Below are 24354 nucleotides of genomic sequence, written 5' to 3' on the forward strand. Positions count from 1 at the left end.
TTATGGAGTATTTATGAGTAAGGAATATATGAACGATGGTTCATTAAGTGAAAAATGGAAATATCGCTTTAGTTTTTATGATCAACATGGCTTTCCTGGATTCTGGGGGGCAACACCAGAATATAAAGCAGCATTTAAAGCATTAAAAGTAAGACAACGATTAACTATTCAAATTAATTTCATTGCTTTCTTCTGTTCCTGGATCTATCTATTTGTTCTGGGTTTATGGAAAAAAGCAATTATAGTTCTATTACTTTGCATTCTATCTCTATTTGTTGGTGCACTAATTGGCGTTAACATTTTGGGAATTGCCGTAGCAGCCTATGTTGCTGTTAACACGAACAAATGGTTTTATGAGAAAGAGGTAAAAGGGTTAAATACCTGGAGCCTTTGAATAACTGGTGGCTTAGCCGGGCTAAACCACCACTCTCGTTTTTTACAACCAGTTCTTCCGTTTAAAGTACAGATACGGTGCCAGGCCCGCGAGGATCATAAAGATAATCGCGCCTGGGTAGCCGAAGCTCCACTTCAGTTCCGGCATAAACTCAAAGTTCATCCCGTAGCTGGAAGCGACCAGCGTCGGTGGCAGGAACACCACGGATACCACCGAGAAGATTTTGATGATGCGGTTCTGCTCGATGTTGATAAAGCCCATCGCCGCCTGCATCAGGAAGTTCACCTTCTGGAACAGGGATTCGTTATGCGGCAGCAGGGATTCGATATCTCGCAGGATTTCACGCGCCTGTTCCAGTTGTCCACCCGGTAAACGCGCTTTACGCACCAGGAAATTGAGCGCACGCTGGGTATCCATAAGACACAGGCGAACTTTCCAGCCGATATCTTCCAGCTCCGCCAGTGTGGAGAGTGCTTCGTCGTACTCATCGCCCTGATGCCCTTCCATAATTACCCGGCTCAACTGCTCCAGGTCGCTATAGATATTTTCAATTTCATCTGCCAGCTGTTCGATTTTGGTTTCGAACAGATCCAACAGCAGCTCGTAGGCGTTACCGTCCACCATTGACTGGCTACGGGCACGCATACGATACAGACGAAAAGCGGGCAGTTCACGCTCACGCAGAGTAAACAGACGACCATCACGGATGGTAAATGCCACAGTGGAGTTACCGGCGTGATCTTCCGCATCTTCAAAAAAGAAGAAGGAGTGAATATGCAGGCCGTCATCGTCTTCAAAGAAACGTGCCGATGCTTCGATGTCTTCCAGTTCCGGGCGGGTTGCCAGGCTCTGGCCAAGTTCAGATTGTACGCGCAGTCGCTCGTCGTCGTCCGGTTCGACAAGATCAATCCATACTGCATTTACAAGGGGTTGTGACTCTTCGACTTCCAGCCGGGTCAGTCGGTTATTTTCCAGTTGAAATGCGCTCAGCATGACCGGGACTCCCAATGCTTAAAATATCGGACAGTTCGGTGGGCACACAGAAACAAATTGGGTTTCAGACCATTAAACAGCCTGACTCAGCGCGACGGGAAAAATTGAGGTCGCTGACAACCGCTAAGGCTATCAGCAAAAAGGGATAGCCTTAGGAGTTGATCCTGGATGACAGGATAATGAGCCAGTATCTACTGGGTGTGTCCAAGGCGAATGTCCTCTTAGAGTGATCGTGCGCGCATGTTACGCCAGCAAAATTTTGCCGTCAACACGCAACAGAACACCACAGAACAATAGTTGAACTTCGCGCTTTTTGGTACTCGTCAAGGTCGCTAACAGGATAAAAAAATCCCACATCCAGGACCTATAATGGCGCATCGGCTACTCATTGGTAAAGGAATGATCACCTTGAATCTCAAACGGATTTTTCTCGCCCTCACCTTACTTCCCTTGTTTGCTGTTGCCGCTGATGATTGCGCACTATCAGATCCGACACTGACCGTACAGGCGTATACCGTTAATCCTCAAACAGAGCGGGTGAAAATGTACTGGCAAAAAGCCAATGGCGAAGCGTGGGAAACGTTACATGCGCTGCTGACGGATATTAATAGCCAGGGTCAGGTGCAAATGGCGATGAACGGCAGCATATATGATGAAAGCTATGCGCCGCTCGGTTTGTACATCGAAAACGGTCAGCAGAAGGTGGCGTTAAATCTCGCTTCAGGTGAAGGGCATTTCTTTATCCGTCCTGGCGGTGTGTTTTATGTCGCGGGAGATAAAGTCGGCATCGTTCGTCTGGATGCCTTTAAAACCAGTAAAGAGATTCAGTTCGCGGTGCAGTCAGGGCCAATGTTGATGGAAAACGGCGTCATTAATCCGCGTATTCATCCCAACGTCGCCTCACGCAAAATTCGTAACGGTGTTGGGATTAATAAACAAGGGAACGCCGTGTTTTTGTTGAGCCAGCAGGTGACAAATTTTTATGATTTTGCCTGTTATGCCAAAACGAAACTGAACGTTGAGCAACTGCTTTATCTTGATGGCACGATTTCACATATGTATGTGAAAGGCGGGGCAATCCCGTGGCAACGCTATCCTTTTGTTACCATGATTTCCGTCGAGCAGAAAAGTTAAAACAACCGTTTTGTGTCACTGAATATGGTGCAGATGCCGGATGCGGCGTAAACGCCTTACCCGGCCTATATGACATTGCAATTTATTGAATCTACATGATTTTGTAGGCCGGATAAGGTGCGCAGCACCGCATCCGGCAACGTTATACCGTCTCCAGCCGGGCGTAAGCCGCCACCAGCCATTTAATACCCTGGCCCTGGAATGCCACCTGCAAACGACTATGTTCGCCGCTGCCTTCCATATTGACGATAGTCCCTTCACCAAACTTGGCGTGCCGTACGCGCTGGCCGAGTTTGTAACCGCTGTCGTTCTCAACCATCGGCGTACCCATCCGCTGATGGCTGACAGGACGGCTTACCGTAGCGCGCAGGCGCACCTCTTCCACACACTCTTCCGGCAACTCGCCAATAAAACGCGACGGGCGATGGTAAACCTCTTTGCCATACAGACGCCGGGTTTCCGCGTAGGTCAGCGTCAGTTTCTGCATCGCGCGGGTTACGCCAACGTAGGCCAGACGGCGTTCTTCTTCCAGACGTCCGCCTTCATCCAGCGACATCTGGCTTGGGAACATGCCCTCTTCCATACCGACGATAAACACCTGCGGGAATTCCAGACCTTTCGCCGAGTGTAGCGTCATCAGCTGTACCGCATCCTGCCAGGTATCCGCCTGCCCTTCACCTGCTTCCAGTGCCGCATGGGAGAGGAACGCCTGCAGCGGCATTAAATCTTCGTCTTCTTCGTTGTAGCTGAACTGGCGCGTTGCCGTCACCAGTTCCTCTAAGTTTTCGATACGCGTCTGGCCTTTTTCGCCCTTCTCCTGCTCGTACATGGTGCGCAGGCCGGAGTCTTTAATTACCCGATCAGTCTGTACATGCAGCGGCATATCGGCAGTTTCTTGCGCTAAGGCGTCGATCAGTTCCATAAACCGTTGCAAAGCGCTGGCAGCACGTCCGGCGAGGGCTTTTTCCTGCAACAGTTCACGACATGCCTGCCAGAGTGTTAACTGGCGATCGCGCGATGTCTGACGTACCACGTCCAGCGTCCGGTCACCAATACCCCGCGTTGGCGTATTGACCACACGCTCAAAGGCCGCGTCGTCGTTACGGTTGGCAATCAGGCGCAGATACGAGAGCGCATCTTTGATTTCCTGGCGTTCGAAGAAGCGCATCCCGCCATAAATACGGTACGGCATACTGGCTTGTAATAACGCCTCTTCCAGTACACGCGACTGGGCGTTGCTGCGGTAGAGAATGGCGCACTCGGCGAGCGCCCCGCCGTTATCCTGCCAGGTCTTGATACGGTTAACCACAAAACGCGCTTCGTCGAGTTCGTTAAAAGCGCAATAGAGGGAAATCGGCTCACCGTCCGCGCCATCGGTCCACAACTTTTTACCCAAACGCCCGTTGTTGTTTTCAATCAGGGCGTTCGCCGCGCTCAGGATATTGCTGGTAGAGCGGTAGTTTTGCTCCAGACGAATGGTTTCGGCACCGGGGAAATCATTGAGGAAACGCTGAATATTCTCTACCTGCGCCCCACGCCAGCCGTAGATTGACTGGTCGTCATCGCCAACGATCATCACTTTGCCAGTATCGCCCGCCAGCAGGCGGATCCACGCATACTGAATGTTGTTGGTATCCTGGAATTCGTCCACCAGGATATTGGTAAAACGTTCGCGGTAGTGTTGCAGGATATGCGGCTTGTTAAGCCACAGTTCGTGGGCGCGTAGCAGTAGTTCAGCGAAGTCTACCAGGCCCGCGCGGTCGCACGCTTCCTGATACGCCTGGTACACCTTCTGCCAGGTCTGCTCCACCGGATTACCGTAGCTTTGAATATGATGCGGACGCAGCCCTTCATCTTTCTGGCTGTTGATGTACCACATTGCCTGGCGCGGCGGCCACTGCTTCTCGTCGAGGTTCATGGCTTTGATCAGACGCTTAAGCAGGCGCAGCTGGTCTTCGCTGTCGAGGATCTGGAAATCCTGCGGCAGGTTGGCGTCCATATGGTGCGCACGCAGCAGACGGTGTGCCAGCCCGTGGAAAGTGCCGACCCACATACCGCCCTGGCTGGTACCCATCAGTTGCCCGATACGATGGCGCATTTCCGCCGCCGCTTTGTTGGTAAATGTCACCGCCATAATCGAGTACGGCGAGCAGTTTTCCACGCTCATCAGCCAGGCGATACGATGCACCAGTACGCGCGTCTTACCACTGCCCGCGCCCGCCAGCACCAGAAGGTTGCTGCGTGGCGCGGCCACCGCTTCGCGCTGTTTGTCATTAAGGCTGTCGAGCAGGTAAGAAACGTCCATTGGCACCGCCGCGTAAAAATAGGTTGGGCGGAGAAGCGCAACGCCCTCCGCCAAAAAGCTGGGTATATATACAGATTTGCTGATTATATCAGCGAGGTCAGAGATGCCAACCGGGAAATTTCCAGATGCGGGAGTAAACGGCTGTCCCAGGTTTGCATCAGATCGCCATTTTCCGGTCTGATCCAACAGGCCTGCATTCCGCTGCGAATTGCCCCACCCACGTCAGTGGTGAGATCGTCCCCGACATGTAAGATCTCGCTGATCGGCACGTTGAGTTTTTCCGCCGCCAGGAAGTACATATCGCTGAACGGTTTTGAGCGCCCGTGCGGGCCAGCACGCAGCACAAACTCAAAATAATCCCCCAAACCAAACAGCTCCGGCTGGGCGTTACCGTTGGTGATCGCCACCAGCGGCCATTTCTTCGCCAGCTGTTTTAAGGTGTCGTGCGTTTGCTGCGGAACGTCGATCCGGCTACGCCATTTGGCAAAGTTGATCATTGCCGCGTGTGCGCCTGCACTGGCTTCTTCTGCGCTCAGCCCGGCGTCGAGCATCGCTTGTTCTATTGAGCGAAAACGCCAGCGCGTCACATCATGATAAATCTCGGGTTCCGCTTCCCGTACCGCCTGACGCAGACGTTGCAGATCTTCATTCTGGAAGCTGCGCAGCGCCGGATGGTAATTTTGCACAAAGGTAAGCGCCTCCTGCTCAGTGCGCAAAATCACCGGACGGTTATCGTAAAGGGTATCATCCAGGTCAAAGGTGAGCGCCGAGATGCGCCCCAAAGGCCGGTAAAAACGCATTATTTCCCCCGTTTGGCGCGTGGATGCGCCGCATCGTACACCGAGGCAAGGTGTTGAAAATCAAGATGAGTATAGATTTGCGTGGTAGAAAGGTTGGCATGACCCAGCAGCTCCTGTACACCACGAAGATCACCGCTCGACTCCAGCATATGCGTAGCGAACGAGTGACGTAATTTATGCGGGTGAACGTGATTATTCAGCCCTTGTTTTATGCCCCATTCGGCAAAACGTTTCTGCACATTACGCGCGGAGATGCGCTTGCCCAGTTTCGACAGGAAAAGCGCATCGTCTTCGCTTCCAAACAGGTCACGCAAATCAAGCCAGTGCTCAATCCACGCCACGGCGTTGCGACCAATCGGCAGGCGGCGCTCTTTGCTGCCTTTCCCTATCACCCACACTTCACCGGACTCCAGGTCGAGGTGTTTGATATCGAGCCCCACCAGTTCGGAAAGACGTAGACCCGCGCCGTACATCACTTCCAGCATTGCCCGATCGCGCACGGCGAGGGGATCGTTGATATCAATATCCAGCAGCCGATTTATATCATCGACGTCGATATTTTTCGGCAGATGACGCGGCGCTTTCGGTGCCGAAACACCTTTCGCCGGGTTGGCTTTAAGTTCGTTCTGGCTGACCAACCAGTCAAAAAAGCTACGTAGCGCAGAGAGGCGTAATGCGAGGCTTGCCGCGCCCAGCCCTTTACGGCGACTGCGTACAGCAAAATTACGCACCATCGCCGCATCACATTGCTGCCAGCTTTGCAGGCCGTTTTCGCTGGCAAAATTGATGATCGCCTCAAGTTGGCGCTGGTAGTTAAGCAGGGTTATCGGGCTAAGCTGACGCTCCACGCTCAGATAACGTAGGTAGCGTTCTACATCGGTGTGTAAATCGGTCATACGCGTTCAATCCAACGCTCCAGAAGCTCCGGCAACATCAGCGCAATTTCATGAAGTAACTGCGTTCCCTGCCCTTGTTGATAGTGACTGGCATCGCGGCTGGTGAACAGCACGACACCCAAATCAGCATCGCTTCCCAGCATCGACATCGCCACCGATCCCACCGCTTTCGCTTCCGGTAGCACCACCAGCAGCTCCGGACCGTTAAGCGGCCCAAGATAGTGCTGTTCCTGCCCCAGACGCTGAATACGCAGCGGTTCGAAAGACTGACGGCTTAATGCGAGATGAGTGTGGTTCGACGGCGCACCTAAGCGCCAGCGATCCGGAAACAGGCGCAGACTCGCACCTGCCAGGCCGAGATCGCGCGCCCAGCGGTGAAAACGCATCAGCATATCGTCGAGACTGCTGGCGGCGGTGAGACTACGCTGCAGGTAAAGTAAGCGATAGAACAAGCCTTCGTTGGCGATAGCCTGTTCCATCAACAGCGCCATGTTCTCTTCCAGAACATGAATATGATGACGTGCGCGGGCCATGTGCCACTCGACCAACGAAACGGTGCCGCGTACCGGATGCGGCACACGTATCGCTTCTACTGCGCGCGCATTGCGGATAAAAAACTCAGGATTTTTAATCAGATAATCGACAACCGCCCGGTCATCTAGCTCCGTGAGTGTTTCCTGTAGTTCTTCCCCTGGTTGCTTCATAGATGAATAAATCCGTCGTAGACATGTACCGCCGGGCCAGTCATATATAACGGGTGACCCGGACCTTTCCAGGCGATATCAAGACGACCGCCGGGGAGTTCCACGCGTACTTCTTCGGCCAGCAAACCTTGCTGAATCCCTACCGCCACCGCCGCACACGCACCGCTGCCGCAGGCCTGGGTTTCTCCTGCCCCACGCTCATAAACGCGTAAACGAATATGCTCGCGCTTAACCACTTGCATAAAACCGATATTGGCGCGCTCCGGAAAACGTTCGTGGCTTTCCAGAACAGGACCAAGCGTTTCTACCGCTGCAGTATCGACATCATCAACCTGAATCACGCAGTGCGGATTTCCCATCGACACCACGCCGCATAAGATTGTCTGCTCGGCGGCGCGCATAATATAGGTCTTTTCCGCTTTGTTAGCGCGAAATGGCACGGCAGAAGGTTCGAAGTTGGGTTCGCCCATATTTACGCGCACCAGATCGTCATCGGTGACGGTCAGAACCATCCGCCCGTTGGCAGTACTGACGCGGATATCGCGCTTATTGGTCAGCCCTTTCAGACGCACAAAACGGGCAAAGCAGCGTGCGCCGTTGCCGCACTGCGCCACTTCACTGCCATCAGCATTGAAAATGCGATAGTGAAAATCCAGTTCCGGATCATACGGTGGCTCAACCACCAGCAGTTGGTCAAACCCTATCCCCAGGTGCCGATCCGCCAGGCGACGAATCAGTTCTGGTGAAAAAAAGACATTCTGCGTTACCGCGTCGACGACCATAAAATCGTTGCCAAGGCCATGCATTTTCGAGAACTGCATCATTTACTCCAATCACGCGGGTACAGAAACTGACTTTTAGTAATTCACCTGGGATGGGCCATCGCCAGTGGCGCGGTCGTTTTTATCCGGCACCGTGGATTGCGTTTGCGTCTCTACCGGTTTGGTCGGTGGCGGTGCGTTTTTATCTGCAGGCGGGAAATAGAGCGGACCTTTCAGACCGCAGCCCGTCAGGCTGAAGAGAGTAAGTAATACAGTGAGTGCCTTAAACACGTTTTTCATTATGGATTGCCTGTAAAGTTCATCGCTTTCTGCTTTCTATCATCGCAGGAGAAGACGTAAAAGCAAGCGTTTAGCGACTCTTTATGAAGTCTGAAAAATGAGGAATTGCTGCGAGTATAACGCTTACACGTGGGGATTTATGTTTTGCTGATAGTTTCGTGATCGGCACCTCGCGCCAGGATGGCTTTATGCACTATCGCAATGTGGTTTGTTTGTTGTCTTTTTTAGTTCCGTCAGCGTGGGGATGCTCGCTCGGTGAACCTGATCATAATATTTACCAGAAACAGGGAAAAGGCGTGGTATACCTGCGCCCTAATGAAGAGACAAATCTTTCGTTACCGGAAGTAAATTACCAGCGACTGCGTCGTTTACCTGATTTATTCATTGTTCCTGACACCCAGGACGATGGGGAAAAAGAACCGCCGTTAAACGACCTTACCACCGATTATATTGATCAGGGCGCATGGGCCTGGTATCCAAATTATGCTTACTTTAGCGATGGCCGTTTTGTTATTTATGCGGGCAAGATTGTACAAAATCCATCTGGTTATCCACCGGTCGATGTAGCCTCGTTCCATTCATGGGGCGATTTTGCCGTCGATAAAAACAGCATTTATTACAAAGGCCAACGGACAGATGAAAATGGCGGCAAGCAACGCGTCGATGAAAAAACGCTGCGCAAAGTAGGATTAGGTAGCCGTTGGATGCCTGATCGGCTGGGATTGGTGCTACGTGACGCGCATTTTCTTTATATCGATGGGCACCGTTTTGATAACCCAGAGAGTTTTTCCGTGATCGCGCAAAAATCCTGGGGTCAACAAGGGAAATTCGCTTCAACGTTTTTTCCCTGCATTGCCTACCCCTTTGGCCCGTGGGATATGCTTACCCGCACACGAACAAAGTTGCTGATCAATGGAGAGCAACTGGATGCCGATCCGGACAATTTTTCTGTCGTTCGCTGGATGCCCGGCACCCTGTTTAGCTGGCGTGATAAACACGGCGAGCATCGTAAAGTCATTGATCAGGTTCGTTTGGCAAGGAATGAAGATATATCCCGGCAATGTGACAACTTTACGCTGTTAGAAAAAAAGGTGTTCTGGCGCAAGGGGCCAGATTGTGAGCAGGAAGAATTACCCAGTCTCGACCCGGAGCAGTTTCACCCGATCAGTGACATCGTGGCGCAGTATCAGGACAAGTTGTATGCAATCAGTAAGACCCCCTTCGGTGAAAATCAGTTGGAGATAATCACCCTGGATAACCCGAATCTGATCATCAATAAACGTTTTAATGCCGGAAGGCATCATGGCTATTTAATCACCCGATCAACAAATTGGGACGGACATGAGAAAGACGGTTTACAGGTGTTTGAATCCGTTGGCCCACTGATACTGCTGGACTACCGTGTGCCGAATGAAGCAGATGCACACCGTGGCAATAACCCGCATTACAAAAAATGGTTTGCTCGCGACGATCGTTACGTTTATGCATTCGATGGTGCGCAGCTTTGGCGTTACCCTACGCAATATCCCAAAGCGGCACGTATCAAAGCCGCTAAAGACGACTGGCTGAACGTCAGCCTTAGCCAGTTGGACGGTGAGATAATGAAAGATGGCTCATTTACTCCCACTGGCATCAAGCACACATCCTCTTTAAAACCCGCCAAGGCATACGAAGATGGGGACAATGAATCTTCATTTATCGTAAATAAATCGGGAGTAGGCTGGCGAAAAGCGCTTTCACCCGACCTGCAATGGAGTGAGTGGCATTACCTGGAAGGCATTGATCCAAAAAAGTTTCATCTGATTACCGAACGTATTGCACAGTACAAAAACCAACTCTACGTCGTCAGGCGCTCGCATTTTGGAGAAGATCGGCTCGAAATCATAGAGTTGGAGTCATCTTTGCCCATCAAAAATAAACCGATAAATACGGGCAAGGAGCGTCATTACTTTCTGCAAAGTACCCGACAAAAACAGGATGTGCAGGTATTCACCAGCAGCGGTGCGCTGATAGCAACGGAGCGCTTTGCTTATGACGATAGCTATGTCTACACCTGGATTGACGATCAGCTTTATCGCACACCCTCCCCCTGCCCAGCGAAAACATACGTCAGAGAAAAGAATGTCCGTGAAATTCATAACAGCGACATTATTATTCCGGTGACGGAGGAATCGTGCCGGAACGCAGCAGCAGACGGGCAAACTTTGAAGCCCTGACACCATGCCGCTATACTGCCGCCATCACCTTAAAACAGGAAACAACAATGAACGACAGTGAATTTCATCGCCTGGCTGATCAACTCTGGCTGACCATTGAAGAGCGTCTGGATGACTGGGATGGCGACAGCGATATCGACTGCGAAATCAACGGCGGTGTGCTGACCATTACCTTTGAAAATGGCAGCAAAATCATTATTAACCGCCAGGAACCGCTGCACCAGGTATGGCTGGCGACCAAACAGGGTGGCTACCATTTTGACCTGAAAGGCGACGAATGGATTTGCGACCGTAGCGGCGAAACCTTCTGGGATTTGCTGGAACAGGCGGCAACGCAGCAAGCGGGTGAAACAGTCAGTTTCCGCTAAGATTGCATGCCGGATAAGCCTCGCTTTCCGGCACGCTCATCACGAAAAATACTGCTGTAATAGCGGCGTGTCGTGATCCTGATTGGCAGGCGGCATGTTGCCGATAGATTTGGTGCGGAACGGAATCACCTGTTCACGACCATCAACCTTCACAATTTGATAGAACTGCGGCAGGTTGAAGTTGATGAAGCTTGAGCCGTAGGTAAAACGGTCGTGCGATGACGAGTAGAAGCGACTGACGTCACGCACCAGCTCCTCTTTGCTGCCTTCGCAGTGGTGATACACCTCAACCCGGTTGCTTTCGTCGAGAATGTAGATATTAAAGCCATTCTCGTCTTGCGTTTCTTCGAAGAAGAACTGGATGATCCCTTCGCTGGCAAAGCCGTCCACCACCGCCGGTAATTTGACGTGATTGGTTTCAACCTGCACTGACAGGCCGTGCAGTTTGTTATGCGAAATAGCGCCATAAAACTCGATGGCATTTTCCAGTTTCTGTACCGATACATTCAGCCGTTCGAAGAACAACCCCCAGGTTTGACCAGAAACGCGCAGCGCCTTGAAGCGCCCTGTTTCCTGACGGGTGCTGGAAAGACGCAGTTCAATACACTCAGAAACCAGTTGCTGCACGCGAGTACGGATTAAGCCACGCAGATGCTGGCTGTAGCAGAAGACTTCCACGCTATCTGGCGGTGCGGCGTCCTGATGCATTTTACCGAGAATGGTTTTCAGGGCTTCGATCATCGACTGCTCGCCGTTGAAGTGCAGCGTACGCACTTCGTTCCACGAGTTGCGGTACAGCAGGTCAACGCTACCTACCAGGCAATTTTGATTTTCGCCAAAGCTGAAGACGTCCAGCTTACGGAAATCAAAATGCACCACCTGATTGCGGAACGCAGCTGTCGGGTCATATTCCAGGTTAACGATAATCGCCAGATGGCGAATTTCACACGGGCTGTAGAGCGCTTTTGGCGTCGGTGCAGGCAGGCGCAGCGGGAAATGGTGCGACACATCGGCGACCATCTCCTGCAACTTAGGCAAATCGACAATGCCGTTGCCTTTAATATACAAGCGGGTGCGCGAGGTCAGCAGGCCGTTAAACCATGCCCACGCCACCAGTTTATTCAGGTAACGGTTATATTCCAGCGGCTGATGGCTGATGATCGACTCAATATTTGGCGCGCGGTTATACAGATACCAACCTGAACGGTTAGCCCGGCCCGGCGGCACATAAATAAAGGTCAGATTCGGTTCCGAGAGATCGGGCGAAATCTGCGGGTTTACCAGCGTCACTTTACCTGGCAATGCTTCAAACGCGGCGTACAGTTTACGCGTCAGAACACCGATATCCTGTGGGCTGGCGGAGACGCTAAGGTTATTGCGACGCGCAAAGCGGATCAGATTACGGTAGCTCTGCATCATTGCATCGAGCAGCTCGTTGTGCGCCTCACGCACCTGATCAATCTTCCAGTTAGCGCGGTTATCGAGCATTGCCAGACGACCATCGTCCCATTCCCACTCTTTCACTAACTGGGTTAGCACTTCACGACGCCAGCCTACACAGGCGCGTTCACGGCTGAGTTTTTCGCACACTTTTAAATAGAAGCAGCGACGCACTAAATCCAGACGGGTGAAGTCTTCAATCGCCGTCAGGTATTCAGTAACACGCTCCAGCATCATGCAGTACGGATCGAGACCAAACGATACAATCTCGCCGTCGTGCAAACGCTGTTTGATATCTTTCGCCAGCAGACGTGGGTTTGGGTATTCCCAGGAATAGGCTTCCAGCAGCAGTGTTTTCAGCACCGCTTTGTAGGGAGAATCGATACTCTTATAGAGCTGCCAAAGGCTGGCACCAAAATACTCTTCAGCAGAAAGCGAGCTTAAGCCACCGAGATCCAGCCATTCATTAGGCGTGAGCACACCCTGCGCATAGAGCGTCATCACGTAGTCGTCGTAATGCTCTTCTTCGTCGCACGGCACCATATTCCACAGAATACGCTTACCCGCGAGACGCACGGCAGTGCGATAAAATTCGTCAAGCAGCAGTATATGCTGGGTGGAGCCACAATCTTCGCCCCCAAGACTGCCGCTTTCATTATGTCGGAAACGGTTTTCATCAATCAGGAAGAAGCTAACTTCCACGCCCAGCGAGGCGGCCCAGCTTTCCAGCAGGCTGCATTTACGTTGTAGTAACTGGCGCTCTTCACTATCAAGCCAGGATTGATGACAGACCCAGATATCCAGGTCAGAGGAACAACTTTGCCCTACGGACGAGGTGCTGCCCATGGTGTATACACCAGTAATTGGAAGCTCACCTTTCGGCGGATCCTGTACTGACATTCCACGATACAGTTCAAGCTCGTTCAGGTAGTGGCGTTGAGTTTCATCAGGCGTGTAAAGGCAAATGCCTTTGGGAACGTTACCATCAAGGTAACCCGGCATTAGCGGATGGTGATAGTGCAACAATGTCGGCAGTAGACTGTAGACCTGTTGGAATGCAGGCCCCATAGCAGCAAGCGCGCGATCCACACGCAATTGATTTATGGCATCCAGTCTCTGTTTCAGAGTCTCAATATAGAGGTACAAGACGTATCGCCTGATTTGCTACCCGTCATGACTGTGATTCCGCCAACATCAACGGTAACACGCGGCATTCGGGATATTTCGTATGTCAAAGGTAACCGTTACCACTTTTCGCGCCTGGTTTTTTTAGTTTCACGACGAAAAAATGGTCTAAAACGTGATCAATTTAACACCTTGCTGATTGACCGTAAAGAAAGATGCGCTACGCCGCTGGCGAAAGTAGGCGGAAAAGGCTTATTTGTAAAAGAGCTGGAAGTCGCGCTCCTGGAGAATCGCGCCGATATCGCCGTACATTCAATGAAAGATGTGCCGGTTGAATTCCCGCAAGGTCTGGGGCTGGTCACCATTTGCGAGCGCGAAGATCCTCGCGATGCCTTTGTGTCCAATAACTATGACAGTCTGGATGCGTTACCGGCAGGCAGTATCGTCGGGACGTCCAGTTTACGTCGCCAGTGCCAACTGGCTGAACGCCGCCCGGACCTGATTATCCGCTCCCTGCGCGGCAACGTCGGCACTCGCCTGAGCAAACTGGATAACGGCGAATACGATGCCATCATTCTTGCCGTAGCCGGACTAAAACGTTTAGGTCTGGAGTCACGCATTCGCGCCGCACTGCCACCCGAGATTTCTCTTCCGGCAGTAGGGCAAGGTGCGGTAGGTATTGAATGCCGCCTTGATGATACACGCACTCGCGAGCTGCTTGCCGCACTCAATCACCACGAAACTGCACTGCGCGTTACCGCCGAACGCGCCATGAATACCCGTCTCGAAGGCGGATGTCAGGTGCCAATTGGTAGCTACGCCGAGCTTATTGATGGCGAAATCTGGCTGCGTGCGTTGGTCGGCGCGCCGGACGGTTCGCAGATTATTCGCGGTGAACGCCGCGGTGCGCCGCAGGATGCCGAACAAATGGGGATTTCGCTGGCAGAGGAGCTACTGAATAACGGCGCACGCGAGATCCTTGCTGAAGTCTATAACGGAGACGCCCCGGCATGAGTATCCTGGTCACCCGCCCGTCTCCCGCTGGAGAAGAGTTAGTGAGCCGTCTGCGCACACTGGGGCAGGTGGCCTGGCATTTTCCGCTGATTGAGTTTTCCCCAGGTCGGCAATTACCACAACTTGCCGATCAACTGGCAGCGCTGGGTGAGAGCGATCTGCTGTTTGCCCTCTCGCAACACGCGGTTGCTTTTGCCCAATCACAGCTGCATCAGCAAGAGCGTAAATGGCCCCACCTACCCACTTATTTTGCCATTGGACGGACCACCGCATTGGCGCTACATACCGTAAGCGGACAGAAGATTCTCTACCCGCAGGATCGGGAAATCAGCGAAGTCTTGCTACAATTACCTGAATTACAAAATATTGCGGGCAAACGTGCGCTGATATTACGTGGCAATGGCGGTCGTGAGCTAATTGGGGATACCCTGACGGCGCGCGGTGCTGAGGTCACTTTTTGTGAATGTTATCAACGATGCGCAATCCATTACGATGGTGCAGAAGAAGCGATGCGCTGGCAATCCCGCGAGGTGACGACGGTCGTTGTTACCAGCGGTGAAATGTTGCAGCAACTCTGGTCGCTGATCCCACAATGGTATCGTGAGCACTGGTTACTACGCTGTCGACTATTGGTCGTCAGTGAGCGTTTGGCGAAACTCGCCCGGGAACTGGGCTGGCAAGACATTAAGGTCGCCGATAACGCTGACAACGATGCGCTTTTACGGGCATTACAATAACTCTCATAACAGGAAGCCATAATGACGGAACAAGAAAAAACCTCCGCCGTGGTTGAAGAGACCAGGGAGGCCGTGGACACCACGTCACAACCTGTCGCAACAGAAAAAAAGAGCAAGAACAACACCGCATTGATTCTCAGCGCGGTGGCTATCGCTATTGCTCTGGCGGCGGGCGTCGGTTTGTATGGCTGGGGTAAACAACAGGCCGTCAATCAGACTGCCACCAGCGATGCCCTGGCTAACCAACTTACGGCACTGCAAAAAGCCCAGGAGAGCCAAAAAGCCGAGCTGGAAGGCATTATCAAGCAACAAGCTGTACAGCTTGAGCAAGCGAATCGTCAGCAAGAAACGCTGGCAAAACAGCTGGATGAAGTCCAACAAAAGGTCGCGACTATTTCCGGCAGCGATGCTAAAACCTGGCTGCTGGCTCAGGCTGATTTCCTGGTGAAACTCGCCGGAAGGAAGCTGTGGAGCGATCAGGACGTCACGACCGCTGCAGCGTTGCTGAAAAGTGCAGATGCCAGCCTGGCGGATATGAATGACCCGAGTCTGATTACCGTTCGTCGGGCAATTACCGATGATATCGCCAGCCTTTCTGCGGTATCGCAGGTGGATTATGACGGCATCATCCTTAAGCTGAACCAGCTTTCTAATCAGGTAGATAACCTGCGTCTGGCCGATAATGACAGCGATGGTTCACCAATGGATTCCGACGGTGAAGAGCTTTCCAGTTCCCTCAGCGAATGGCGTATCAATCTACAAAAAAGCTGGCAGAACTTTATGGACAACTTCATTACGATTCGCCGTCGTGATGACACCGCCGTACCACTGTTAGCACCGAATCAGGATATCTATCTGCGCGAAAATATTCGCTCCCGCCTGCTGGTCGCGGCACAAGCCGTACCGCGTCATCAGGAAGAGACTTACCGCCAGGCGCTGGAGAACGTCTCCACCTGGGTTCGTGCTTATTACGATACTGATGATGCCACCACCAAAGCGTTCCTCGACGAGGTGGATCAGCTAAGTCAGCAAAATATCTCGATGGATCTCCCGGAAACCCTGCAAAGCCAGGCGATGCTGGAAAAACTGATGCAGACTCGCGTGCGTAACCTGCTGGCACAACCGGCAGCGGGGACAACGGAAGCTAAACCTGCACCTGCACCTGCACCTGCACCTGCACCGCAAGCTGATACTCCGGCAGCCGCGCCGCAAGGAGAATAACCATGCTAAAAGTGTTATTGCTCTTTGTGTTGCTGATTGCGGGGATCGTGGTCGGCCCGATGATTGCCGGTCATCAGGGTTACGTGCTGATCCAGACCGATACCTACAATATCGAAACCAGCGTTACTGGCCTGGCGATCATTTTGATTCTGGCGATGGTTGTGCTGTTTGCCATTGAGTGGCTACTGCGGCGGATCTTCCGCACAGGCGCACACACCCGTGGGTGGTTTGTCGGACGTAAGCGTCGCCGTGCCCGTAAGCAGACCGAACAGGCGCTGCTGAAACTAGCGGAAGGCGATTATCAGCAAGTTGAAAAGCTGATGGCGAAAAATGCCGATCACGCTGAACAACCGGTGGTGAACTATCTTTTGGCCGCCGAAGCCGCACAGCAACGTGGTGATGAAGCGCGCGCCAACCAACATCTGGAACGCGCAGCGGAGCTGGCCGGCAACGACACAATTCCGGTAGAAATCACCCGTGTACGTCTGCAACTGGCCCGTAATGAAAACCATGCAGCACGTCACGGCGTTGATAAGCTGCTGGAAGTTACGCCACGCCATCCGGAAGTATTACGTCTGGCGGAACAGGCGTATATTCGCACTGGTGCATGGAGTTCGCTGCTGGATATCATCCCATCAATGGCAAAAGCCCACGTTGGCGATGAAGAGCATCGTGCAATGCTGGAACAACAGGCATGGATTGGCCTGATGGATCAGGCGCGTGCCGATAACGGTAGCGAAGGTTTGCGTAACTGGTGGAAAAACCAAAGCCGGAAAACGCGTCATCAGGTGGCGTTACAGGTGGCAATGGCGGAACATCTTATTGAATGTGACGATCATGATACTGCCCAGCAAATTATCATCGACGGCCTGAAACGCCAGTATGACGATCGCCTGCTGCTGCCGATCCCGCGTCTGAAAACCAATAACCCGGAACAGCTGGAAAAAGTGCTGCGCCAACAGCTCAAAAACGTGGGCGATCGCCCGTTGTTGTGGAGCACACTGGGTCAGTCGCTGATGAAGCACGGCGAATGGCAGGAAGCATCGCTCGCCTTCCGCGCGGCGCTGAAACAACGTCCGGACGCCTACGATTACGCATGGCTTGCCGACGCGCTGGACAGACTGCACAAGCCGGAAGAAGCCGCAGCGATGCGTCGCGATGGCTTGATGCTGACGTTGCAGAACAACCCGCCACAGTAGCTCTTTCTCACCCGGAGGCAAGCACTTCCGGGGCCTTTCTGATATATAAAAAAACGCCTGCTCTTATTACGGAGCAGGCGTTAAAACAGGTCTGTATGACAACAAGTGGGTGCTTCACTCAACGTTGTGTCCATGGTGTCTGATGAGGCATAAGCGACATCTGTCAGTGGACGATAAGCACCGTAAACGGCTCTGCGTCATTCCGGAGTTTATGAGGCACTAAGGCGAACATAAGAGATGGAATGAGCATCTACTCGTTTAGTATGCCACAGAGAACCGGGAAATAACATCCCTTAACACTTGTTATGAGATAATTCTGTAATCCTCTTTGCTTCCTGAGTAATAACTTCCTGAGTGAATATTTCTCCTGCGCACGATTCTACACATATATATAATGAATAATAAAAGTCATTCAATTAATAATATATATATTAATTGCCATTAAAACTAAAAACAGCATCAATAATCAACGCGATATAACATCACCGCCTTACATATCACCTGCGCCAGAGGTAGGATTGAAAACGCTCTCCTGATTTTCAAATTCATTATCTGGATAAATAAATAATTTATTTTCATCACTATTATTTATGCAATCATCCTGTCAGGGAGAGGGATCTCAATTATCAATGCTTAATTACGTCAACATTTTGACGACATGAAACCGGAGCATTTTGCATGGAATTTTCGTTTTCACCCAAACTTCTTGTTGTGGCTGTCGCCGCCGCTCTTCCACTCATGGCCAGCGCAGCAGATACCCCGTCAACCGCCACCGCACGCAAAGGCTTTGCCGGATACGATCACCCAAACCAGTATCTGGTTAAACCGGCGACCACTATTGCCGACAACATGATGCCGGTGATGCAGCATCCTGCACAAGACAAAGAAACCCAGCAGAAGCTGGCGGAATTAGAGAAAAAGACCGGTAAGAAACCGAACGTGGTTGTTTTCTTGCTGGATGATGTGGGCTGGATGGACGTTGGCTTTAACGGCGGCGGCGTGGCGGTGGGTAACCCTACACCAGATATCGACGCCGTTGCCAGCCAGGGGCTGATTTTAACTTCGGCGTATTCTCAACCGAGTTCTTCCCCAACCCGCGCCACGATTCTCACCGGACAATACTCCATCCACCACGGCATTCTGATGCCGCCAATGTACGGGCAACCGGGCGGTCTGCAAGGGTTAACCACTCTGCCGCAGTTGCTGCACGATCAGGGCTACGTCACCCAGGCCATCGGGAAATGGCATATGGGGGAAAACAAAGAGTCGCAGCCGCAGAACGTTGGCTTTGATGATTTCCGCGGCTTTAACTCGGTATCCGATATGTATACCGAATGGCGTGATGTTCACGTCAACCCGGAAGTCGCCCTGAGCCCGGATCGTTCTGAATACATCCAAAAACTGCCGTTCAGCAAAGATGACGTTCATGCCGTGCGCGGCGGTGAACAGGAAGCCATTGCCGACATTACGCCGAAATATATGGAAGACCTGGACCAACGCTGGATGGAATATGGCGTTAAGTTCCTAGACAAGATGGCGAAGAGCGATAAGCCTTTCTTCCTCTACTACGGCACTCGCGGCTGTCACTTCGATAACTACCCAAATGCGAAATATGCGGGTAGCTCTCCGGCGCGCACCTCTTACGGCGACTGCATGGTGGAGATGAACGATATCTTCGCCAATCTGTATAAAGCACTGGAGAAAAACGGTCAGCTTGATAACACGCTGATTGTGTTCACCTCTGATAACGGTCCGGAAGCCGAAGTTCCGCCGCACGGTCGCACGCCGTTCCGCGGTGCGAAAGGTTCTACATGGGAAGGCGGCGTTCGTGTGCCAACCTTCGTTTACTGGAAAGGGATGATCCAACCGCGTAAATCTGACGGTATTGTCGATCTGGCGGATCTCTTCCCTACGGCGCTGGATCTGGCAGGACATCCTGGAGCGAAAGTGGCGAATTTAGTGCCGAAAACCACCTTTATTGATGGTGTGGACCAGACATCTTTCTTCCTGGGAACAAATGGTCAGTCTAACCGTAAGGCCGAGCACTACTTCCTCAATGGCAAACTTTCTGCTGTGCGTATGGATGAATTCAAGTATCACGTCCTGATCCAGCAACCGTACGCGTATACCCAGAGCGGATATCAGGGTGGATTCACCGGCACGGTAATGCAAACGGCGGGATCATCGGTATTTAACCTGTACACCGATCCGCAGGAAAGCGACTCTATCGGCGTGCGCCATATCCCAATGGGTGTACCGCTACAGACCGAAATGCACGCGTATATGGAGATCCTGAAAAAATATCCGCCGCGCGCGCAGATTAAATCTGATTAAGCCGGCGCTATCGCTACATCGGGCCACACTGACCTTGCCGGATGCGGCGTGAACGCCTTATCCGGCCTACAAGCCTTGCAAATTCAATAAATTGCAGCGTCCTGTAGGCCGGATAAGATGCGTCAGCATCGCATCCGGCAATCAACCGCAGGCGGTCACAAAATGGCTGCTTTTTTACTTATTCACCACCATCAAATGCGCCTGCATAATGTCGCTGGCCGGACGACCGTGCGCCAGCAAATCAGCCATTGCTTTAAGATATGGCGGTAGATGGCGGAAATAACGCTGATACCCGGCACACAAATAATTCAGCCCCGGTTTGCCGCTGGCATCGAGCATAAAGCGGTGTTTCGGACAACCTCCCCAGCACGCTTTCAACACGTTACAACTGCGACACTGCGCCGGTAACTGCTTAAATTTATCTTCTCCAAACACCTGCTGCTGCGGGGAATCTACCATTTCTGCAATTGTTTGCTGAAGCATATTCCCCAGTCGATATTGCGGATAAACATAGTGATCGCAGGCGTAAACGTCGCCGTTGTGCTCAACAATCACCGAGCGTCCACAGGTCGGCTGATGATGGCAAACCGCACCCGGCGCACCGATAAAATTGGCAAACGCCCATTCGATATTCATCACGAAAATCTTGCCGACGTCGCGTTTGATCCAGTGGTCGAATATCGCCACCAAAAACTCACCGAACTCATCGGGGCGTACCGACCATTCCGTCAGTTCGCCCTGAATATCGCCGGGAGCATGTAGCTTAAGTCCAGCATGAACAGCCGTTTCATCAGCCAGGCGCTCCACCACCGGAATAAACTGGATGAACTCCACGCCTGCATTGCACAAAAAATCATAAACCTGTAACGGTTGCTGCGCGCTGGTGCGGTTGACACAGACCAGCACGTTATAGTCGACATGATGTTTTTGCAGGAGCGTCAGGGCACGCATCACCAGCTTATGCGTTGGTCTGCCACCTTTGGTCACGCGATATTGATTGTGGATCTCAGCCGGACCGTCCAGCGATAACCCAACAAGAAAATGATTTTCTGCCAGAAATGCACACCATTCATCATCGAGCAGCACACCGTTAGTCTGAAAGCTGTTACTTATCTTCCTGTCAGCACCATATTTCGCCTGTAGCGCCACGGCACGGCGGTAAAAATCCAGCCCGAGTAACGTTGGTTCGCCGCCCTGCCAGGCAAAAGCCACTTCGTTTTGGGGTTCGCTGGCAGCGATATAGTGACGCACATACGCTTCCAGCGTGTCATCGTCCATATGCGCAACTGGCTTTTCGCGGTAAAGGGATTGTTTTTCGAGATAAAAACAGTAGTCACAGTTCAGATTACAATCGGAACCGCTTGGTTTCGCCATCACATGAAAAGCACGCGTTGGAACCTGTTGCAGCATGGTCGCTCCTTGCCTGAAGTCATCCTTCAATACGTTAAGGGCGAAATCATACCGTGTAGCAATGAGTGATTACGGGCGTTTATTGCGAAGGGAGAGTGATGAAATGCACAGAAAACAAAAAACCCCGCCGAAGCGGGGTTCAAAATTGGTCGGCGAGAGAGGATTCGAACCTCCGACCCACTGGTCCCAAACCAGTTGCGCTACCAAGCTGCGCTACTCGCCGAAATACTGCTTTTTGAATTTTTAGTTCAATTCTTTAAAGTCGTGGTGCGAGGGGGGGGACTTGAACCCCCACGTCCGTAAGGACACTAACACCTGAAGCTAGCGCGTCTACCAATTCCGCCACCTTCGCATTGTCACAACTTCTAATAATGGGGTGGCTAATGGGATTCGAACCCACGACAACTGGAATCACAATCCAGGGCTCTACCAACTGAGCTATAGCCACCACTACAAATCTTGTTACGCGGTATTACTACCACCGCAGCTCAAGCGCCGGGACTAAATGGCGCGCCCGACAGGATTCGAACCTGAGACCTCTGCCTCCGGAGGGCAGCGCTCTATCCAGCTGAGCTACGGGCGCTTAGCGCCGTTGCGGGGGTGGATAATACGGACTTCCCACCCCTCTGTCTAGTCCCTTTTTAAATAAATTGCGCGTTTGGTTACGGTTTGTGCGTTTTGCTGCTTATTCCTCCAGTTTATGCGCTTTACCGTGGCGATTAAGCCCAAAAACTTTATAAATCGCCGTCACCGTCAGCATAAAGATGATGCCGACAAACAGCGACATACGCGTATCTTCATTAAAGTACATGCCGATCAAAACGCAAATCAGGAATGCCATTGTTACGTAGTTGGCCCACGGGAACAGGATTGAGCGGAACGGATGGCTGGCAATCGCCGCTTTGTGCGCTCGACGAAAACGCAACTGGCTTATCAAAATCACAAACCATGGCACCATCCCCGGAAGCACGCTGGCACTGTAGACATAGACAAACACACGCTGTGGATTGGGAATGATATAGTTCAGGCATGAGCCAATTAACAGAATAGCAATTGATACCGCCACGCCTGCAACCGGAACACCTTGACGGGAAACTTTCGCCATCGCCGCCGGTAACTGACGGTTTTTCGCCAGCGCGTAGAGCATACGTCCGCAACTGTACATGCCGCTGTTACAGCCAGAGAGCGCAGCCGTCAGCACCACAAAGTTGATAATACCCGCTGCTGCGGTAATACCGATTTTGGCGAAAGTCAGTACGAACGGGCTGCCGTTGCTGCCAATTTCATTCCACGGGAAGATAGTAACGATAACGAAAATCGCGCCTACGTAGAAAATCAGGATTCGCCACAGCACTTTGCCTACGGCACTGCGCAGCGTCACCTGCGGATTCTTCGCTTCACCGGCCGTAATGCCAATCAGCTCCACGCCCTGGTAAGACGCCACCACGATACACAATGCGGTCAGGAACCCTTTCCAGCCACCCGCAAAGAAACCGCCATGCTCTGTGAGATTGCTAAAACCAATCGACTGCCCGCCATTGCCAAAGCCAAAGAAAATCACGCCCAGGCCAATAACAATCATCACGATAATCGTGGTGACTTTGATCATCGCGAACCAGAACTCGATTTCGCCGTACAACCGCACTGCCGCCAGATTCGCCAGCGCCACCAGCGCCACCGCGATCAATGCGGGTATCCACTGCGCCATCTCCGGGAACCAGAACTGGACATAAACGCCAATGGCGGTGATTTCTGAGATCCCCACCGCCATCCACATAAACCAGTAAGACCAGGCGGTGAGATAGCCAAAGAACGGGCTCATATAACGGTGCGCGTAAACGGCGAACGAACCGGTAACCGGTTCGAGGAACAACATTTCGCCCATTGAGCGCATAATGAAAAAGACGAACAGCCCGGCGATGATATAGGCCAACAATACGGATGGCCCGGCCCATTTCAGGGTACTGGCGGCCCCCATAAACAGGCCGACGCCAATGGTGCCCCCCAGGGCGATGAGTTCGATATGTCGAGCTTCCAGCCCACGCTGTAGCTCTGGTTTGTTATCTGCCATAAATCCTCGTGTTGTGTTTGCATGCTTTCCGGTGTTACCGGTTATCGTTATGGGTACATCGAGTGTTGCGAATGTTTTCGTAATTCAGGAGAAATGGCAAATAAAGCATTAAAAATTTGAATGATTTGTGTAATAAAAAGACAGGCAGGCGACGAAGTGACCACTCCGTCGCTTTACAGAGAGAGGAAAATCAGAGGTTGCCGGTGTAATGCCAGCGTAAATAACGCAGCAAACGAAGCTGACGCTTAATGCGGCTCGGCTGCGAAAGCAGGCGGTAGAGCCACTCCAGCCCCAGCGTTTGCCAGATTTTCGGTGCGCGTTTCACGTGACCGGTGAAAACATCGTAAGTCCCGCCAACGCCCATATACAGCGCATCCGGATGCACCAGACGGCAGTCGCGCATGAAGATCTCCTGCTTTGGCGATCCCATCGCAACGGTGACGATTTGCGCTCCGCTGGCATGAATGCGTTCAAACAGCGCCTGACGCTGCTCGGGTTTAAAATAACCATCCTGACTGCCAACGATATTCACATTCCACTGATTGCGCAGTTTAGCTTCAGTTTGCGCCAGCACTTCAGGTTTACCGCCCACAAGAAATATCGGCGTCCCTTCTTTGCCTGCGCGCGCCATCAGCTCTTCCCAGAGATCGGCCCCGGCAACGCGGGAAACCTGCGCCTGCGGGTACTTTTTACGTACTGAACGTACAACGCTGATGCCATCAGCATATTTAAATTCGGCAGCATTAATTAACTCCCTGACCTCGGCGTTATCTTCAATGGTCAGCATTTTTTCGGCATTAATGGCAACCAGCGTTCCCTGCTTAAGCTGCCCGTCAGCAAACAGATAATCGAGGGCGTGCTGCATATCACGCCAACCAATCAACTGTAAGCCACGCAGCGTATAGGTCGGTGCTGTGGTGTTGTTATTCATT

General features: G+C 52.1%; 20 protein-coding genes, 4 tRNA genes and 1 pseudogene. 9 read left to right on the plus strand and 16 right to left on the minus strand.

Annotation, left to right across the window (positions count from 1 at the left end; genetic code table 11):
- Positions 1-13: 13 nt before the first annotated feature.
- Complete coding sequence (locus FQZ95_RS09070) at positions 14-394, plus strand: DUF2628 domain-containing protein (RefSeq protein WP_000032590.1); 381 nt, start codon at positions 14-16, stop codon at positions 392-394.
- 42 nt (positions 395-436) lie between these two features.
- On the opposite strand, the gene corA is transcribed toward FQZ95_RS09070, so the two are convergent.
- Together corA and ysgD are read right to left on the minus strand one after the other, a co-directional pair.
- Positions 437-1387: a magnesium/cobalt transporter CorA gene (gene corA, locus FQZ95_RS09075; RefSeq protein WP_000947159.1), complete on the minus strand. Its 951-nt coding sequence runs from the start codon at positions 1385-1387 to the stop codon at positions 437-439.
- 151 nt (positions 1388-1538) lie between these two features.
- Positions 1539-1595: a YsgD/CorL family protein gene (ysgD, locus tag FQZ95_RS26365; protein ID WP_212723238.1), complete on the minus strand. Its 57-nt coding sequence runs from the start codon at positions 1593-1595 to the stop codon at positions 1539-1541.
- 161 nt (positions 1596-1756) lie between these two features.
- On the opposite strand from ysgD, the gene FQZ95_RS09080 reads away from it, so the two are divergent.
- Positions 1757-2521: a phosphodiester glycosidase family protein gene (locus tag FQZ95_RS09080; RefSeq protein WP_105277622.1), complete on the plus strand. Its 765-nt coding sequence runs from the start codon at positions 1757-1759 to the stop codon at positions 2519-2521.
- A gap of 142 nt (positions 2522-2663) precedes the next feature.
- Here the strand turns inward: FQZ95_RS09080 and uvrD are convergent, their stop codons facing one another.
- The 6 genes from uvrD to lptM form a co-directional block, all read right to left on the minus strand.
- On the minus strand, positions 2664-4826 hold the full coding sequence (gene uvrD, locus FQZ95_RS09085; protein ID WP_000383407.1) for a DNA helicase II: 2163 nt from the start codon (positions 4824-4826) through the stop codon (positions 2664-2666).
- Between the two features lie 83 nt (positions 4827-4909).
- Entirely contained in the window at positions 4910-5626 is a 717-nt protein-coding gene (gene yigB, locus FQZ95_RS09090) for a 5-amino-6-(5-phospho-D-ribitylamino)uracil phosphatase YigB (RefSeq protein ID WP_001213568.1), read from the minus strand.
- Positions 5626-6522 (minus strand): tyrosine recombinase XerC, encoded by an 897-nt coding sequence (gene xerC / locus FQZ95_RS09095; RefSeq protein WP_160530116.1) that lies wholly within the window; start codon positions 6520-6522, stop codon positions 5626-5628. Before xerC ends, yigB begins: the two co-directional genes overlap by 1 nt.
- A complete protein-coding gene (locus tag FQZ95_RS09100) occupies positions 6519-7226 on the minus strand; it encodes a DUF484 domain-containing protein (protein WP_000812785.1) in 708 nt (235 codons plus the stop codon). Before FQZ95_RS09100 ends, xerC begins: the two co-directional genes overlap by 4 nt.
- Positions 7223-8047, minus strand: a complete 825-nt coding sequence (gene dapF, locus FQZ95_RS09105; RefSeq protein WP_001160648.1) for a diaminopimelate epimerase — start codon at positions 8045-8047, stop codon at positions 7223-7225. The genes FQZ95_RS09100 and dapF overlap by 4 nt, the downstream gene beginning before the upstream one ends.
- A 36-nt stretch (positions 8048-8083) precedes the next feature.
- The gene (gene lptM, locus FQZ95_RS09110; RefSeq protein ID WP_000799889.1) at positions 8084-8287 is read right to left on the minus strand and encodes an LPS translocon maturation chaperone LptM; all 204 of its coding nucleotides are present in this window, start codon (positions 8285-8287) and stop codon (positions 8084-8086) included.
- A gap of 188 nt (positions 8288-8475) precedes the next feature.
- Between lptM and FQZ95_RS09115 the strand changes: the two genes are divergently transcribed.
- On the plus strand, positions 8476-10503 hold the full coding sequence (locus FQZ95_RS09115; protein ID WP_160530117.1) for a hypothetical protein: 2028 nt from the start codon (positions 8476-8478) through the stop codon (positions 10501-10503).
- A 47-nt stretch (positions 10504-10550) separates the two neighbouring features.
- A complete protein-coding gene (cyaY, locus tag FQZ95_RS09120; RefSeq protein WP_000999947.1) occupies positions 10551-10871 on the plus strand; it encodes an iron donor protein CyaY in 321 nt (106 codons plus the stop codon).
- A gap of 39 nt (positions 10872-10910) precedes the next feature.
- Here the strand turns inward: cyaY and cyaA are convergent, their stop codons facing one another.
- Positions 10911-13457 carry a class I adenylate cyclase gene (gene cyaA, locus FQZ95_RS09125; protein ID WP_000281697.1) on the minus strand — a complete coding sequence of 849 codons (2547 nt, stop codon included), beginning with the start codon at positions 13455-13457 and terminating at the stop codon, positions 10911-10913.
- A gap of 201 nt (positions 13458-13658) precedes the next feature.
- On the opposite strand from cyaA, the pseudogene hemC reads away from it, so the two are divergent.
- The 5 genes and pseudogenes from hemC to aslA all read left to right on the plus strand — a co-directional run.
- Positions 13659-14450, plus strand: a pseudogene (gene hemC / locus FQZ95_RS09130) (hydroxymethylbilane synthase); the annotation flags it as partial.
- Positions 14447-15187, plus strand: coding sequence for a uroporphyrinogen-III synthase (gene hemD / locus FQZ95_RS09135; protein WP_000026079.1), 741 nt, complete (start codon positions 14447-14449; stop codon positions 15185-15187). The pseudogene hemC and the gene hemD, both read left to right, overlap by 4 nt.
- Before the next feature lie 21 nt (positions 15188-15208).
- Complete coding sequence (gene hemX, locus FQZ95_RS09140; protein ID WP_001604292.1) at positions 15209-16408, plus strand: uroporphyrinogen-III C-methyltransferase; 1200 nt, start codon at positions 15209-15211, stop codon at positions 16406-16408.
- A gap of 2 nt (positions 16409-16410) precedes the next feature.
- Complete coding sequence (gene hemY, locus FQZ95_RS09145) at positions 16411-17607, plus strand: protoheme IX biogenesis protein HemY (RefSeq protein ID WP_160530118.1); 1197 nt, start codon at positions 16411-16413, stop codon at positions 17605-17607.
- 678 nt (positions 17608-18285) lie between these two features.
- Entirely contained in the window at positions 18286-19941 is a 1656-nt protein-coding gene (aslA, locus tag FQZ95_RS09150; RefSeq protein WP_000395858.1) for an arylsulfatase AslA, read from the plus strand.
- 174 nt (positions 19942-20115) lie between these two features.
- Here the strand turns inward: aslA and FQZ95_RS09155 are convergent, their stop codons facing one another.
- The 7 genes from FQZ95_RS09155 to wecG all read right to left on the minus strand — a co-directional run bounded on the left by FQZ95_RS09155 (position 20116) and on the right by wecG (position 24353).
- On the minus strand, positions 20116-21351 hold the full coding sequence (locus FQZ95_RS09155) for an anaerobic sulfatase maturase (protein WP_160530119.1): 1236 nt from the start codon (positions 21349-21351) through the stop codon (positions 20116-20118).
- Positions 21352-21497: 146 nt separating this feature from the next.
- Positions 21498-21574: transfer RNA gene (locus tag FQZ95_RS09160), tRNA-Pro, on the minus strand.
- 42 nt (positions 21575-21616) lie between these two features.
- Positions 21617-21703: transfer RNA gene (locus tag FQZ95_RS09165), tRNA-Leu, on the minus strand.
- 20 nt (positions 21704-21723) lie between these two features.
- Positions 21724-21799, minus strand: a tRNA-His gene (locus tag FQZ95_RS09170).
- Positions 21800-21857: 58 nt separating this feature from the next.
- Positions 21858-21934: transfer RNA gene (locus tag FQZ95_RS09175), tRNA-Arg, on the minus strand.
- Positions 21935-22036: 102 nt separating this feature from the next.
- Positions 22037-23422, minus strand: a complete 1386-nt coding sequence (thrP, locus tag FQZ95_RS09180; protein ID WP_160530120.1) for a bifunctional threonine/serine APC transporter ThrP — start codon at positions 23420-23422, stop codon at positions 22037-22039.
- 190 nt (positions 23423-23612) lie between these two features.
- Positions 23613-24353, minus strand: coding sequence for a lipopolysaccharide N-acetylmannosaminouronosyltransferase (gene wecG, locus FQZ95_RS09185; RefSeq protein ID WP_160530121.1), 741 nt, complete (start codon positions 24351-24353; stop codon positions 23613-23615).
- Position 24354 lies beyond the last annotated feature (1 nt).

Origin of the sequence: Escherichia sp. HH41S, assembly GCF_009820115.1 — a bacterium.
Classification (GTDB): domain Bacteria; phylum Pseudomonadota; class Gammaproteobacteria; order Enterobacterales; family Enterobacteriaceae; genus Escherichia; species Escherichia coli_F.